11 protein-coding genes and 5 tRNA genes are annotated in these 15,110 nt (G+C 44.7%); 14 read left to right on the forward strand and 2 right to left on the reverse strand.

The window, feature by feature from the left end; genetic code table 11:
* The first annotated feature begins 52 nt into the window (after nucleotides 1-52).
* The 10 genes from RIN81_RS08905 (at nucleotide 53) to RIN81_RS08950 (ending at nucleotide 8,590) form a co-directional block, all read left to right on the forward strand.
* Nucleotides 53-126: transfer RNA gene (locus RIN81_RS08905), tRNA-Gly, on the forward strand.
* Between the two features lie 17 nt (nucleotides 127-143).
* A tRNA-Ile gene (locus RIN81_RS08910) sits at nucleotides 144-217 on the forward strand.
* Nucleotides 218-230: 13 nt separating this feature from the next.
* Nucleotides 231-305: transfer RNA gene (locus tag RIN81_RS08915), tRNA-Asn, on the forward strand.
* A 3-nt stretch (nucleotides 306-308) separates the two neighbouring features.
* A tRNA-Ser gene (locus tag RIN81_RS08920) sits at nucleotides 309-399 on the forward strand.
* Between the two features lie 3 nt (nucleotides 400-402).
* Nucleotides 403-474, forward strand: a tRNA-Glu gene (locus RIN81_RS08925).
* 247 nt (nucleotides 475-721) lie between these two features.
* Nucleotides 722-2,596 carry a 1,4-alpha-glucan branching protein GlgB gene (gene glgB, locus RIN81_RS08930; protein ID WP_309089418.1) on the forward strand — a complete coding sequence of 625 codons (1,875 nt, stop codon included), beginning with the start codon at nucleotides 722-724 and terminating at the stop codon, nucleotides 2,594-2,596.
* A 1-nt stretch (nucleotide 2,597) separates the two neighbouring features.
* Nucleotides 2,598-3,761 (forward strand): glucose-1-phosphate adenylyltransferase, encoded by a 1,164-nt coding sequence (locus tag RIN81_RS08935; protein WP_309089420.1) that lies wholly within the window; start codon nucleotides 2,598-2,600, stop codon nucleotides 3,759-3,761.
* On the forward strand, nucleotides 3,761-4,771 hold the full coding sequence (locus RIN81_RS08940) for a GlgC family sugar phosphate nucleotidyltransferase (protein WP_309089422.1): 1,011 nt from the start codon (nucleotides 3,761-3,763) through the stop codon (nucleotides 4,769-4,771). Before RIN81_RS08935 ends, RIN81_RS08940 begins: the two co-directional genes overlap by 1 nt.
* Complete coding sequence (glgA, locus tag RIN81_RS08945) at nucleotides 4,768-6,219, forward strand: glycogen synthase GlgA (RefSeq protein ID WP_309089425.1); 1,452 nt, start codon at nucleotides 4,768-4,770, stop codon at nucleotides 6,217-6,219. Before RIN81_RS08940 ends, glgA begins: the two co-directional genes overlap by 4 nt.
* A complete protein-coding gene (locus tag RIN81_RS08950; protein WP_309089427.1) occupies nucleotides 6,209-8,590 on the forward strand; it encodes a glycogen/starch/alpha-glucan phosphorylase in 2,382 nt (793 codons plus the stop codon). Before glgA ends, RIN81_RS08950 begins: the two co-directional genes overlap by 11 nt.
* A gap of 15 nt (nucleotides 8,591-8,605) precedes the next feature.
* Here RIN81_RS08950 and RIN81_RS08955 read toward each other — a convergent pair whose 3' ends face one another.
* Nucleotides 8,606-9,133 (reverse strand): TraR/DksA C4-type zinc finger protein, encoded by a 528-nt coding sequence (locus tag RIN81_RS08955; protein WP_309089429.1) that lies wholly within the window; start codon nucleotides 9,131-9,133, stop codon nucleotides 8,606-8,608.
* Between the two features lie 77 nt (nucleotides 9,134-9,210).
* Nucleotides 9,211-10,128, reverse strand: a complete 918-nt coding sequence (locus tag RIN81_RS08960; RefSeq protein WP_309089431.1) for a 1,4-dihydroxy-2-naphthoate polyprenyltransferase — start codon at nucleotides 10,126-10,128, stop codon at nucleotides 9,211-9,213.
* A gap of 282 nt (nucleotides 10,129-10,410) precedes the next feature.
* Here RIN81_RS08960 and RIN81_RS08965 point away from each other — a divergent pair, with 282 nt between their 5' ends.
* The 4 genes from RIN81_RS08965 to menB are packed head-to-tail and all read left to right on the forward strand — an operon-like array spanning nucleotide 10,411 to nucleotide 15,094.
* Nucleotides 10,411-11,799 (forward strand): isochorismate synthase, encoded by a 1,389-nt coding sequence (locus RIN81_RS08965; RefSeq protein WP_309089847.1) that lies wholly within the window; start codon nucleotides 10,411-10,413, stop codon nucleotides 11,797-11,799.
* Nucleotides 11,792-13,495 (forward strand): 2-succinyl-5-enolpyruvyl-6-hydroxy-3-cyclohexene-1-carboxylic-acid synthase, encoded by a 1,704-nt coding sequence (gene menD, locus RIN81_RS08970; RefSeq protein ID WP_309089433.1) that lies wholly within the window; start codon nucleotides 11,792-11,794, stop codon nucleotides 13,493-13,495. Before RIN81_RS08965 ends, menD begins: the two co-directional genes overlap by 8 nt.
* Nucleotides 13,492-14,286, forward strand: coding sequence for a 2-succinyl-6-hydroxy-2,4-cyclohexadiene-1-carboxylate synthase (gene menH / locus RIN81_RS08975; RefSeq protein WP_309089849.1), 795 nt, complete (start codon nucleotides 13,492-13,494; stop codon nucleotides 14,284-14,286). Before menD ends, menH begins: the two co-directional genes overlap by 4 nt.
* Entirely contained in the window at nucleotides 14,276-15,094 is an 819-nt protein-coding gene (gene menB, locus RIN81_RS08980; RefSeq protein ID WP_242233191.1) for a 1,4-dihydroxy-2-naphthoyl-CoA synthase, read from the forward strand. Before menH ends, menB begins: the two co-directional genes overlap by 11 nt.
* Nucleotides 15,095-15,110 lie beyond the last annotated feature (16 nt).

Here is a 15,110-nt window from a genome sequence, read left to right on the forward strand (position 1 = left end):
AATCCTTGTGTCGGCGGTTCGATTCCGTCCTGAGCCACCATTTTAACAATATGCGGGTGTAGTTTAATGGTAAAACCTCAGCCTTCCAAGCTGATGTCGTGGGTTCGATTCCCATCACCCGCTCCATACATATTGTTCGCTTTGGGCCTGTAGCTCAGCTGGTTAGAGCGCACGCCTGATAAGCGTGAGGTCGATGGTTCGAGTCCATTCAGGCCCATTTTATTCATCATTCCGCAGTAGCTCAGTGGTAGAGCAATCGGCTGTTAACCGATCGGTCGCAAGTTCGAGTCTTGCCTGCGGAGCCATATGGGGAAGTACTCAAGAGGCTGAAGAGGCGCCCCTGCTAAGGGTGTAGGTCGGGTAACCGGCGCGAGGGTTCAAATCCCTCCTTCTCCGCCATATGGCCCCTTGGTCAAGCGGTTAAGACACCGCCCTTTCACGGCGGTAACACGGGTTCGAATCCCGTAGGGGTCATTCAAAAGTGAAAAGCACCCGGAAGTTAAAATAACTTCCGGGTGCTTTTTTTATTTGCAAAATTTTAGCAGGAGGATTCGTGTTATTTTTTAAAAAATAAGGGAAGATAATAAATAAATATGGAAATAAAGAAGGGAAATCTGTTTTTTTAAAGAATACTAAATAATAATTCAATTATAAATACGGAGTTATCCGCATTTTCCTCTTTTCACTTCACCAAGAATACATAAAATAAAGGGTGTGGACCATGTCATCAGAAACATTTTATCCAAGCGATTTTGACCTCCATTTATTCCATGAGGGAAATCTTTTCAAAGCTTACAAACTATTTGGAGCGCACGTTCAAAACGAAAAAACCTGCTTCGTTTTATGGGCTCCCAATGCAAGAAAGGTTCGAGTAATTGGTGATTTTAACAGCTGGGATGGACTAGGGTATGAAATGCATCAGGTATCTGCTGAGGGAGTATGGTTTTTAGAAGTTCCACGTAATTTGGAAGGATCATTGTACAAGTATGAAATTGTTGCACAAAGCGGCAGAGTTATGCATAAAACCGATCCATTTGCGTTTATGACAGAACTTCGTCCAAATACAGCCGGCGTAGTGAAAACGCTTGATCATTATCAATGGCGTGACGAAGAATGGCTGCGCAGCTTGGAATCATCCTCTGTTTATGAGGAGCCACTGGCTATTTATGAAATGCATTTAGGTACGTGGAAAAGAAAAGGAAAAGGTGAAAATGACCTTTACACATATAGAGAGTTGGCTGATATGCTGATTCCACATGTGAAGAAACAGGGATTTACTCATATCGAGGTTATGCCGATAACAGAGCATCCTTTTGATCGCTCATGGGGTTATCAAAGTACAGGTTATTTTGCAACTACACGGCGTTATGGAGAGCCAAAAGATTTTATGTACTTTGTTGATGAATGCCATCGCGCGGGGCTTGGGGTTATTTTAGACTGGGTGCCTGGTCACTTTTGTAAAGATGCGCATGGCCTGCATAATTTTGACGGAAATTTCAGTTATGAATATGAAAACAGCTGGGATCGTGAAAACTATGTATGGGGAACAGCCAATTTCGATTTAAGTAAAACAGAAGTACATAGCTTTTTAATTTCAAATGCTCTTTTTTGGATGGAGTATTACCACATAGACGGATTTCGTGTCGATGCAGTATCAAACATATTTTACTGGCCTAATCGTGACGGATTAGAAGCAAACCCACACGGTGTCGCATTTTTGCAAAAATTAAATAAAGCCGTTTTTTCATTTAAGCCACAAGCGCTTATGATTGCAGAAGATTCAAGTGACTGGCCGCAAGTAACCGCTCCCGTACATCAAGGCGGCATAGGTTTTAATTATAAGTGGAATATGGGCTGGATGAACGATGTGCTTGAATATATGGAAACACACTGGAACGAGCGCTCTCAAAAACATCACTTGATGACTTTTTCCCTGATGTACGCCTACTCGGAAAATTATATTTTGCCTTTTTCACACGATGAAGTCGTTCATGGCAAGAAGTCCTTGCTTGATAAAATGCCGGGTGACTACTGGCAAAAGTTCGCACAACTGCGTTTATTGCTGATGTTTATGATGGCACATCCGGGCAAAAAACTGCTGTTTATGGGAACAGAGCTTGCTCCTTTTTCTGAGTGGAAGGATCTGGAAGAAGTGGATTGGCATTTAACCGATTACGACATGCATCATAGTTTCAACCGTTATTTCACAGAACTGCTGCACTGCTATCAAGCAGAACCTGCATTGTTTGAACGTGATCACAGTCCGGAAGGCTTTGAGTGGATTGATGTTCACAATCACCAACAAAGCATTTTGTCTTTTATACGAAAAGACAAAGAGGGAAATCCGATCGTCATCGTGTGTAATTTTGGTGAATACGGGTACAGTGATTATAAAGTAGGTGTTCCGGAAGCAGGGCAGTATGAAGAAATATTAAATAGTGACCGCGCATTGTATGGAGGATCAAACCAGGTGAATAACGGTTCTATCGAAACGGTATCAGACACGTTCCATGGACAGCCTGCTTTTGTAGAAATAAATATACCGCCATTTGGGGCAGTTTATCTGCGCCGCGTAGACGAAAAAGGGAGGAACTAACATGGCAAAACAAAAATGTGTAGCAATGCTTTTGGCTGGAGGAAAGGGAAGCCGTTTAAAAGAATTGACGGAGAACCTTGCAAAACCAGCAGTGCCATTCGGCGGAAAATATCGGATCATTGATTTTCCGCTTTCCAATTGTGCCAATTCAGGAATTCATACAGTCGGTGTACTTACGCAATATCAGCCGCTTGTCTTAAATTCATACATCGGAATTGGAAGTGCTTGGGATCTTGATCGTAAAAACGGCGGGGTAACCGTTCTTCCTCCTTATAGTGAGTCGTCTGAAGTTAAATGGTATTCCGGAACAGCAAGTGCGATTTATCAAAATTTAAATTATATTAAGCAATATGATCCGGAATATGTCCTGATTTTATCCGGTGACCATATTTATAAAATGAATTATGATACAATGCTTGATTACCATATCGAAAAACAAGCAGACGTAACCATCTCTGTTATTGAAGTGCCATGGGAGGAAGCAAGCCGTTTTGGCATTATGAATACAGATGAGGACTTTAATGTAACACGTTTTGATGAAAAGCCTGAAAAACCGGAAAGCAACTTGGCTTCAATGGGCATATATATTTTTAAATGGTCTGTTCTCCAAAAATATTTAGAAATGGACGAAAGCAATCCTGACTCATCCAATGACTTTGGAAAAGACGTTATTCCTGCTATGCTGGCGGATAATTTAAAGCTGATTGCTTATCCATTTAAAGGCTACTGGAAAGACGTCGGCACAGTAAAAAGCTTATGGGAAGCCAATATGGATCTGCTTGACGAAAAGCAAGATCTAAACTTATTTGAATACTCTTGGCGCATTTATTCCGTGAATCCGAATCAGCCGCCACAAATTATCGGCTCAAAGGCGAAAGTTCAGCATTCGCTTGTAAATGAAGGCTGCATTATTGACGGGGTGATCGAGCAGTCAGTCATGTTCCAGGGGGTAGAAGTGGAAGAAGAAGCTGTACTGAAAGAGTGTGTAGTCATGCCAAATGCCCGTATCGGACGCGGTTCCTATATTGAGCGCGCGGTCGTGATGGGTGATCTTGAAATACCAGAAAATACAGTTATTCGAAACGACTCCAATGATATTTTGCTGGTGACTGAACAATTCTTAATGGAGCACACTGAACAACAATCGAAAGTGGAGGAAGCCTAATGAAAAAATCGATGCTTGGTGTTATTGATGCAACTATGCTTCCAGGGGAAATGGGCGATCTTGCCCTTTACCGCTCCCCCGCAGCGATCCCTTTCGCGGGCCGGTACCGGCTTATTGATTTTGTACTCTCCAATATGGTTAATTCAGGAGTACAAAGTGTGGCAATTTTCCCAAGATCTCCTTACCGCTCGTTAATGGACCATTTAGGTTCAGGGAAAGATTGGGATTTGAATCGTAAGCGCGATGGCTTGTTTTTCTTTCCTTCACCAACAAAAGAAGGGCAGCTGGACCGCATGTCGGAGCACCTTGACTACTTCCACCGCAGTGATCAAAAGTATGTGATCGTTTCAAACTGCACGACAGTAGCAAATATGGATTTTGCTCCTGTGTTGGACCGGTTTATAAAGCAAAATTGTGATGTTTTGGAAGTTACCCATAAAGGTGAATCCACTTATATTTATCTTCTATCGTTAGAGCTCTTGCTTGACTTAATTGACCAGCGTAATGAAACAGGATATGAATCTGTACAGGCAGCAGTTGAAGATGCATCTTCTTCGTTAATAAAATGCCAATACGAATTTGAAGGTTTCCTACAACGGATCAAGACAGTGGACGATTACTACCAAACAAGCATGCAGCTCCTTGAAAAAGACAAGTGGAGCGAGCTGTTTAATGAATTTCAGCCTATTTACACAAAAGTAAAAGACGAGCCGCCAACCAATTATCTCGCAGGCTCACACGTTACGAACGCCATGATTGCCAACGGCTGCATCATCAGCGGGGAAGTCAATCATAGTATCGTTTTTCGTGGCGTAGCCATCGGCAAAAATTCGACGGTTAAAAACAGCATCGTTATGCAAAAAAGTAAGATAGGCGAAAATTGCGTGCTGGAGCACGTCATTATTGATAAAGATGTATCAGTACAAGATGGGGCTTTTTTGCGTGGAACGCCGGAAAAGCCGCTTGTCATTAAAAAAGGATCTGTTGAAAGTGCGGTGACCAGTTCGTGAAGGTTTTATTTGCTGTTTCAGAATGTGTACCATTTATTAAATCAGGGGGCCTGGCCGATGTGGCAGGGGCCCTTCCTAAAGAATTAGCCAGTATGGGAGTGGATGTACGGGTAATCATGCCGAAATACGGCACGATTCCTCAAAAATATCAACAAGAAATGAAACAAGTCGCTGTTTTTACTGTGCCGGTTGGATGGAGAAATCAGTATTGCGGCATTTTTGAGTTGAAGCAGGATGGCGTTACTTACTACTTCATAGATAATCTTTACTATTTCCAAAGGGACAGCTTGTATGGCCATTATGACGACGGAGAGCGTTTTTCTTATTTTACAAGAGCGATTTTGGATTCTTTAAGTCATTTGGACTTTTTCCCAAATATCCTTCACTGTCATGATTGGCATACAGCCATGATTCCATTTATGCTCAAAGTTGAGCATCAGCACCGGCCGGGATATGAAAAAATACGGACCGTGTTCACCATTCATAATTTAATGTTCCAGGGAATTTTTCCGCCTGAAGCTGTAACTGATTTATTAAACTTACATAGCCAGCATTATCAAACGGGCCAGCTTGAGTTTAATGGCAATACTAACTTTATGAAAGGCGCACTTGTCGCTGCCGATGTGATTACGACTGTGAGCCCGACATATCGAAATGAAATTTTAAATTCATATTTTGGAGAGCGGCTTGAAGGCGTTCTGCAGGAACGGCAGGGTGATTTAAAAGGTATTTTAAATGGGATAGATTATTCCATTTATAATCCAGAAACCAATGAGATGATTGAACCCTACAGTGTTGAAAATATGGCTGGGAAAGCGGAGAACAAGCGCCGGATTCAAGAGTTTTTCCATCTGCCTGTTCGTGAGGATGTTCCAGTTATCGGTCTTGTATCCCGCTTAACAGAGCAAAAGGGACTGTCGCTCATCCAACATGTTTTTCATGAAATCATGCAGGAAGATGTGCAATTTATCCTTCTTGGCAGCGGTGAAGCCCAGTTTGAAAACTTTTTCCGTGAAATGGAATGGGTGTATCCGGAAAAAGTCCGCTCCTATATTGGATTTAATGAGGAGCTGGCCCATCGTATTTACGCAGGATCTGATTTATTTTTAATGCCTTCCCAGTTTGAACCTTGTGGTCTTGGCCAGTTAATTGCCATGAAGTATGGTTCGCTGCCTATTGTTCGTGAAACAGGGGGGTTAAATGATACTGTTCATTCATACAATGAAGAAACCGGAGAAGGCAACGGATTTTCATTCAGTAATTTTAATGCCCATGATATGCTGCATACCGTGAGCAGGGCGTTGCATTTTTATCATGAAGAGCCTGAAGTATGGGCGAAAATTGTCGAGCATGCTATGCAGGCGGATTACAGCTGGTCGCAATCTGCTAAGGAATATATGAAGCTCTATGAGGATGTATCCAACAGGAGGGAAAGTCATGTTTTCTGATAAACAAGCATTTCAAGACTCGTTTAAAAAACGTTTGGAACAGTCCTATAGCACCAGCTTTCAAGATTCTACACGTTCCCAGCAGTTTGTTACGCTCAGCAGCATGGTTCGCGAATACATCAGCAGCGAGTGGATTGAAACAAATGAACGCTATCGAAAAAGCAACAAGCAGGTGTACTACTTGTCCATAGAATTTTTGCTCGGACGCCTGCTTGGACAAAATTTAATTAATCTTGGTTTGTATGAAAAACTGGATTCGTGGCTGTCAGATTTAAATATTCCGCTTCATGAGCTGGAGGAGATTGAGCCGGACGCTGCGCTTGGCAACGGGGGCTTAGGCCGCCTTGCCGCCTGCTTCCTGGACTCACTGGCTTCCTTGAATTTACCAGGACATGGATGCGGTATTCGGTACAAGCACGGGTTGTTTGAACAAAAAATGGTCGACGGTTTTCAAATGGAGCTGCCGGAAAACTGGCTGCGTTACGGTTATGTATGGGAGATACGAAAGTCTGATTTATCAGTCGATGTCCCGTTTTGGGGCAGTGTCGATGTGATCGAGCGCGACGGTGCAATGAAGTTTCGTCATGTAGATGCAGAATACGTACGAGCTGTCCCGCATGATATGCCTGTTGTAGGCTATGGCGGAGAAACCATTAATACATTGCGATTATGGAGCGCAGAAATGTCTACCATGACACCGATGCATGATGTGCTCAAATACAAACGGGAAACGGAAGCTATTTCCGAGTTTCTATATCCTGATGATTCCAATGATGAAGGAAAGATTTTGCGCTTAAAGCAGCAATACTTTCTAGTATCCGCGAGCATACGTTCTATTTTACGCCGCTTTCTCAGCACTGGCGGGGAATTAAAAGAGCTTCATGAACATGTAGCGATCCATATCAATGACACTCATCCGGTATTAGCTATACCAGAATTGATGCGTCTTTTGCTTGATGAGTATCAGCTTTCTTGGGAAGAATCATGGAATATTACGGAAAAAACATTTGCTTATACGAATCATACTACTTTGTCGGAAGCGCTGGAACGCTGGCCGATTCGTTTATTTAAACCACTCCTGCCGCGTATTTTCATGATTGTGGAAGAAATTAATGAACGCTTTTGCAGAGGTTTGTGGGAAAAATATCCTGGTGATTGGTCAAGGATTGAAAAAATGGCCGTTATCGCTAACGGGGAAGTTCGTATGGCTCATTTAGCCATTGCCGGCAGTCATAGTGTGAACGGAGTAGCGCGTCTTCATACGGAAATCTTAAAAAATCGTGAAATGAACGATTTCTATCAGTTTTATCCGAAGAAGTTTAATAACAAAACCAATGGCATTACCCACCGCCGCTGGCTGTTAAAAGCAAATCCAGAGCTTACGTCCCTGTTAACAGAGACGATTGGCGACGGTTTTCACAAAAATGCGGCAGAGCTCTCTAAGCTCGCACCTTATGCTGACGACGCAGCATTTCAGGAAAAGCTGTGGGATGTAAAAATGAAGCGGAAAGAAATATTAGCTAAGCGTATTTTTGACCAAAACGGCATTCAGGTCGATCCGTCGTCGATTTTTGATGTGCAGGTTAAACGTCTTCATGCTTATAAGCGGCAGCTGTTAAATGTGCTTCATATCCTGTCTCTTTATAACCGGGTAAAAGCAGATTCTTCTTACCAGATTCCGCCGCGCACTTTTGTATTTGGTGCAAAAGCATCACCGGGCTATTTTTATGCGAAACGAATCATTAAATTGATTCACTCGGTAGCGGACCTGGTGAATAATGACCCGGCCACAAAAGGGCTGCTTACTGTTGTATTTATGGAAAATTACCGAGTGTCCCTGGCGGAAGATATCATTCCGGCAGCAGATCTTAGTGAACAAATCTCTACTGCAAGCAAGGAAGCATCCGGTACTGGAAATATGAAATTTATGATGAACGGAGCCATTACCATTGGCACGCTCGATGGTGCGAATGTGGAGATTTTAGAACAAACAGGTCCTGAGAATATTCTTATCTTCGGTTTAAAAGCAGAAGAAGTGATGGCGTATGATAGAGAAGGCGGTTACCGTTCGATGGATTACTATCACCATAACCCGCTCATTCGCCGTACGCTTGACCAGCTTGTGGATGGCACGCTTGATGATAAAGGCTTGTTTAATATCATTTATGATTCTCTTCTTGGAGAAAATGATCAATATTTTGTACTGAAAGATTTTGAGTCTTATTGCAAAACCCAGGAAGAAGCAGGCCGGATTTATACAAACGATCCGGAACGCTGGCGTAAAATGATGGTCCACAATATTAGCGGCTCCGGCATTTTTTCCAGCGACCGTACGATTCAGGAATACGCAAAAGGCATTTGGCATATTTAAAAAAATCCAGCGACATTACGTCGCTGGATTTTCATTGTCTTCATCACGGTCTTCTTTATACAGTTCGTTGTAATTCTCTTTGTCTTCTACAAAATCAGCAGGAGTCTCGGAAGTTCCATAATTTGCTGCATCACTAAAACTGTCAATGCCGTCATCCGGATGGGGGAGACGGTCTTCCGGCACGCGGTCGGTTTCAGGTTCTTGATCTGGTGTGTGATCTACAGAATAAAGGGTTGTTGGGACTGCCTGAAGACGCTCAAATGGGATTTCCTCACCACTTTCTTTGCAAATGCCGTATGTGCCATCTTCCATCGCCGCAAGAGCAGCTTCGACTTTATCCAGCTCATCCCGGCTGTGATCATCAATGGCCATATCCCGCTCCCGTACATACAATTCCGTTCCGGTATCCGCCGGGTGATTGTCGTAAGAAGACAGCTCTCCTACATCCTCGTTATCGTTATCCTGCTCCAGCCGGCCGGTCAGCTGCTCCTTTTGACGGAGCAATTCTTGTTTGAGTTCGTTTAACTGTTCTTGTGTAAGCATAAGTTGCCTCATCCTTTCATCTATATCCTACTCTATAGCCGTTTTAACATAGAAAAAAACCCGATTGTTTGATCGGGTTAAAAAAGGTAGCTGATGCATAAGCCGAAAGCAAGAAGGAAGCCGTAAAACGTATTGGTCTGGGCGGTCGCCTTCATCGCCGGCATCATTTGAAACGGAGGTTCCCCGCCTTTGCCTTTAAAGCCTTTCACTGCTTTTATGGCTTTTGGAATGCTCAAGTATGAAAGAAACAGCCAAGGGGAACCTGAATCTGTGAATAATAAAACAATCACCCACAAGAAAGCGATGAAAAAAGATGCAGCAAGAACGAAAACCGAACGGTCATGACCAATTAAAATAGCCATTGTTTTTCGGCCGGCTTCACTGTCGCCAACACGGTCACGAATATTGTTGGATAAGTTAATGCTGCCAACAAGCAATATAATAGGAAGTGAAAATAAAATCGCTGTTGTGGACAGGAAACCCGTTTGAATATAAAACGAAATATAGATAATAATGCCGCCCATAAAAACGCCGGATGCCAATTCACCAAACGGTGTATAAGCAATCGGAAGGGGACCGCCTGTGTACAAGTAGCCTACAGCCATACAAATGATGCCAATTAAGCCGATCCACCAAGAAGAAGCGGTACAAATGTATAGACCGAGCAAAAGCGCGATGCCAAAAAAAGCGAAAGCCATATAAAGAACGGTTTTCGGCTTAACACCGTTGCGTACAATAGCGCCTCCGATACCGATTGATTTTTCTGTATCAAGGCCACGCTTAAAATCAAAGTATTCGTTAAACATATTTGTTGCTGCCTGAATAAGCAAAGAGGCAATCAACATTGCTAGAAACAACGGAATATGCAGGTCTGTATGGGCAAGAGCCAGCGCCGTTCCAAGAAAAACAGGAACAAACGCAGCTGTTAACGTGTGAGGCCGCATAAGCTGCCACCATATTTGAAAGCCAGTGTCAGCGGAAGGGGTTTGATTCATTCTTCTTCTCTCCCAATTTTCATTGTGAACAAATAAACAAATGTCCTTCATCAAGTGTAGAAAACGGAACCAAAAGTGTCAATCCTTTTTCAATAGGATATTAATCTTGAATTTTTTCCGAAAAATCGAACATCGTTTTTCGGAAATGAAAATGTAGCACAAGTGGTATATAATAAGTAGGAAACATAAAGCGCGGTTTAAAAGCCGCAATGTCTTAGTGCCTTAAGGGGCCAAAGAAGTTTGACCCTGTGTGGTCGGCACAATGGAGGGATTTCATTGGCTATGATAAAGGGGCACCCGCTTAAAGGGGCCTTTGTTGATTTTATAAACGAAATAAACGGTTCAACTTTATTCAGTTATGTAGAAAAAGTGGAAAAAGGCGACCCGATCTGTTTTTACGAAAACGGAAAAGAGTGGTACAAAGGAGAACGGTTTTATTTCAAAGACCGTGATGGGGAAAGAACGATTGCAGGACTCGGCAGCGTACAGACGATCCAAAGCAGCAAAGCCGAGCGGTTTGAGGATGTGGAAGGGCAGTGGGATGCCCTGATGAAGCGTGCTTCCATCCATAATCCATATGATATTTACGGGACAGGGCCCGTTGCATTTGGCGGTTTTTCATTTGATCCGCTTCGCCCTCAAGGAGAAGAGTGGTCCCGCTTTGCGCCGTCTTTTTTTTATGTGCCGGAATTAATGATGACGGTTTATGGCGGTGAAACATATGTAACCGTCAATATGATGTGCGAAGATGTAGAGTCAGGCCGGTTGTTTGATCAAATTGAAGAACGGAAGCAGGCCATTTTGTCAGATTTGAAGCGTTCATTCGAAAAAGAAGCGGTATTAATGGAACTTCGTGCTGGGGATACCCAAGCGTGGAAGGAGTCCGTTCAGGCTGCGGTTCATCGAATTGAAGCAGATGACGATCTGAAGAAAGTAGTACTGGCCCGCAAAGCAACCGCTGCTTTTGACGGTACTATTTCGTCAGACCGCATTCTTCGCCGCTTGGACGAAGGACAGCCGGACAGCTTCGTTTTTTCTATTGAAGCAATGGACAGCTGTTTTTTAGGTGCTTCTCCTGAACGGCTTGTGAAGAAACGGGCACAAACCGTTTTAACAACGTGCCTTGCCGGTTCAACAGGCCGCGGTGCAACAGAGCAGGAAGATGAGCAATTAGCGGATGCATTGCTGCATGATAATAAAAACCGGATGGAACATGACTATGTTGTGCAGATGATCCGAGAGGAAATGCAGGCAATGTGTGATTACGTGGCTGTGCCGGATGCGCCGGTCGTAATGAAAGTAAGAGATATTCAGCATCTGTATACGCCGGTCATCGGAGGAGCAGACAAGGACGAGTCTATTCTGCGGTTTGTTCGGGCACTTCATCCAACTCCTGCACTTGGCGGACTTCCGAGTGAAAAAGCACTCAGTGTGATCCGTGAACTGGAGGATATGGACCGGGGCTTTTATGCAGCGCCGGTTGGCTGGATGGATTATCGGAAAAATGGTGAGTTTGCGGTGGCCATTCGCTCTGGATTACTGGTACAGAACGAAGCATTTTTATATGCAGGCTGTGGGGTAGTGGCGGAGTCTGTTGCGGAGATGGAGCTTGAGGAAACAAACATGAAGCTGCGGCCGATGCTGCGGGCGATCGGAGGCGGCAATGAATAATCATCAGGACAACATGACACAATACAATGCACATTTTATAGACAGCCTGGTCCGTTCGGGAGTCAAGGAGGCGGTCATCAGCCCCGGCTCCCGTTCGACACCGATGGCGCTATTAATGGAAGAGCATCCTCGGCTGCGCACTTTTATTCAAGTGGATGAGCGGTCGGCGGGTTTTTTTGCGCTTGGGCTGGCTAAAGCCACACAAAATCCTGTTGCGCTTCTTTGTACATCCGGCACGGCTGCGGCCAACTACATGCCGGCAGTAGCGGAAGCGAAGATCTCACGCGTTCCGCTTATTGTGCTGACATCAGACCGTCCGCCTGAACTTCGGGATGTTGGCGCTCCGCAGACGATTGACCAGCTTCACTTATACGGTCATACAGCAAAATGGTTTGCGGAAATGGCTCTTCCTGAATCAGATCAATCTGCGTTGCAGTACGTCCGCACACAGGGTGCCCGGGCGGTTTTTGAATCACTTGCTGAACCTGCAGGGCCGGTTCATTTAAATTTTCCTTACCGTGAGCCGCTCGTACCTGATTATGATGGTATTTTCGAACGAATCAAAATTCCTGCTCCAGTTCGGCTGATTTCTGGCAGAAAGGTGCCGGATCCGATTATGCTGGATGATGTAGCAGGAGCACTCAAAGTCGAAAAAGGTCTTATTGTAGCGGGAGAGATTGTGAAGCCGGAGATGTCAGAAGCGATCCTTTCGCTTTCCGAAAAAACAGGCTGGCCGGTTGTAGCCGATCCGCTTTCACAGCTTCGTACGGACAAAACAGTGATTGACAGCTATGACGCCTTTTTACGTGATGATGAGGTGAAAGACGCGTTAAAACCAGAAGCGATCGTTCGGTTTGGTGCGCTGCCGGTCTCAAAATCTCTTATGCAATATATGAAGCGTCAGCAGGATGCGGTGCATGTAATTATAGACGCAGACGGAGGATGGCGTGATCCTTCCCATATTGCGACCCATATGGTGAATGTAGATGAAGCCTCTTTTTGCCATGAAATGATACAGAGATTGGAAGGAAGCCGCTCTTCATGGTACGCATTATGGCAGAACGTAAATGAAGCAGCCCGCTCGGAGATGAAAAAAGCAGAAGGCATGGATGAAGGTTCATTGTTTCGGCAGTTTTTAGAGGCAGTGCCATCCGGCTCTTCTGTTTTTGCGGGAAACAGTATGCCGATTCGAGATCTTGATTCCTTTTTATTTTCAGGCGAACAAACTCTTCGTCTTCACGGAAATCGTGGGGCAAACGGTATAGACGGACTTGTTTCTACAGCTCTTGGCATTGCCGCAAGCGGGGAGAAGGTTTATGCTGTTATGGGAGATTTATCATTTTTTCACGATGTAAATGGTTTGCTGGCGGCCAAAATGAACGGTCTGTCGATGACCATTTTAATTATGAACAACAATGGCGGCGGCATTTTTTCTTATTTGCCGCAGGCGGGGGAACGAAAGCATTTTGAAAGGCTGTTCGGCACTCCGTCGGGCTTAAAGTTTGATCATGCAGCTGCACTTTACGGCTGCCACTACGTTCGAATTGAGAACAGCGGCGAGCTTCAAAGAGAGCTGTCCGTGAAACGGGACGGAATCACCATATTAGAAGCATTAACGGATCGTTCCCAAAACACAGCGATTCACCGGGAGTTATGGCAAAGAGCGATTGCAGCTGCAAAACAGGTGATTCAATGACCGTTTTTCGTCAAGTAAAAGGCGAAGGAGAGCCGGTTTTATTGCTGCATGGTTTTACGGGAAGTTCTTCTACGTGGAAAGGCTTGGACGAGCATCTTCCCTTTCAGCTTGTGATGCCCGACCTTGCCGGGCATGGACAAACGAACTGTTTAGCAGCAGATTTGGAAACAGAAGCTGAATCTCTTAAAAAGATGATGAATGACGCCGGTTTTTCTTCTTTTCACCTTATCGGTTATTCAATGGGCGGCCGCCTCGCTTTGGCTCTCGCGCTTCTTTACCCAGAAGCGGTCCGGTCTTTGGTGCTGGAAAGCACTTCACCAGGGCTCGAGAGTGAAGAAGAGCGTGCAGCAAGGCGGCAATCAGATGAAAAACTGGCTCAACGAATTGAACAGGAAGGCATTGCCTCGTTCGTCGATTTTTGGGAAAACATTCCAATGTTTGCTTCGCAGAAAAAACTGCCAGCGGCTATTCAAGAGAAGGTCCGGAGGGAGCGCCTGGCCCAGTCGGCAGAAGGGCTGGCGTCGTCACTTCGTTTGATGGGAACCGGCAGCCAGCCATCGTATTGGAACCGGCTTCAAATGCTTAGCATGCCTGTTTTGCTCCTTACAGGAACGCAGGATGAAAAATTTACACGTATTGCCTGCCGGATGAAGGAGCGGCTTCCATTCTGTGAATGGATTCAATTTGACGGAGCAGGCCATGCAATTCATGTGGAACAGCGCGAAAAATTTGGTACAATAGTAAAGACGTTTTTGTTGAATCAAAAAGGAGGACAACAAAATGGCAATTAATTGGGTAAAAGAACGTGAATACGAAGACATTAAGTATGAAACGTATAATGGCATTGCCAAAGTGACGATCAACCGTCCCGAAGTACATAACGCATTTCGTCCGAAAACAGTCACGGAAATGATCGACGCATTTGCATATGCGCGTGACGATTCTAAAATTGGCGTTATTATTTTAGCCGGTGAAGGCGGAAAAGCATTCTGCTCCGGCGGTGACCAAAAAGTGCGCGGCCATGGCGGCTACGTAGGAGATGACCAAATTCCACGCTTAAACGTGCTGGACTTACAGCGTTTGATCCGTGTTATTCCAAAACCGGTAATTGCAATGGTGGCAGGCTATGCAATCGGCGGCGGCCACGTGCTTCATGTTGTATGTGATTTAACGATTGCAGCAGACAATGCTGTATTCGGACAAACAGGACCGAAAGTCGGCTCCTTTGATGCTGGTTACGGTTCAGGCTACCTGGCACGCATCGTCGGCCATAAAAAAGCGCGTGAAATTTGGTTTCTTTGCCGTCAGTACAATGCGCAGGAAGCGTTGGACATGGGTCTTGTAAACACGGTTGTACCACTTGAAAAATTAGAAGAAGAAACGGTGCAGTGGGCGGAAGAAATGCTTTCAAAGAGCCCGACAGCGCTTCGCTTTATCAAAGCGGCTATGAATGCGGACACAGATGGCCTTGCAGGCCTGCAGCAGTTTGCAGGTGATGCGACGCTTCTTTACTACACAACAGATGAAGCAAAAGAAGGACGCGATTCGTTCAAAGAAAAACGCGATCCGGACTTTGGCCAGTTCCCAAGATTCCCGTAACGAAATCGAAAGAGTG

It is taken from the genome of Domibacillus sp., from assembly GCF_031181085.1.
In the GTDB taxonomy this organism is placed as follows: Bacteria; Bacillota; Bacilli; order Bacillales; family Domibacillaceae; genus Domibacillus.

Excerpts from the sequence above, each read along its gene's own strand:
- glgB (WP_309089418.1), top strand. The coding sequence starts at position 722 with ATGTCATCAGAAACATTTTATCCAAGCGATTTTGACCTCCATTTATTC.
- RIN81_RS08935 (WP_309089420.1), top strand. The coding sequence starts at position 2,598 with ATGGCAAAACAAAAATGTGTAGCAATGCTTTTGGCTGGAGGAAAGGGA.
- RIN81_RS08940 (WP_309089422.1), top strand. The coding sequence starts at position 3,761 with ATGAAAAAATCGATGCTTGGTGTTATTGATGCAACTATGCTTCCAGGG.
- RIN81_RS08950 (WP_309089427.1), top strand. The coding sequence starts at position 6,209 with ATGTTTTCTGATAAACAAGCATTTCAAGACTCGTTTAAAAAACGTTTG.
- RIN81_RS08955 (WP_309089429.1), bottom strand. The coding sequence starts at position 9,133 with ATGCTTACACAAGAACAGTTAAACGAACTCAAACAAGAATTGCTCCGT.
- RIN81_RS08960 (WP_309089431.1), bottom strand. The coding sequence starts at position 10,128 with ATGAATCAAACCCCTTCCGCTGACACTGGCTTTCAAATATGGTGGCAG.
- RIN81_RS08965 (WP_309089847.1), top strand. The coding sequence starts at position 10,411 with ATGATAAAGGGGCACCCGCTTAAAGGGGCCTTTGTTGATTTTATAAAC.
- menD (WP_309089433.1), top strand. The coding sequence starts at position 11,792 with ATGAATAATCATCAGGACAACATGACACAATACAATGCACATTTTATA.
- menH (WP_309089849.1), top strand. The coding sequence starts at position 13,492 with ATGACCGTTTTTCGTCAAGTAAAAGGCGAAGGAGAGCCGGTTTTATTG.
- menB (WP_242233191.1), top strand. The coding sequence starts at position 14,276 with ATGGCAATTAATTGGGTAAAAGAACGTGAATACGAAGACATTAAGTAT.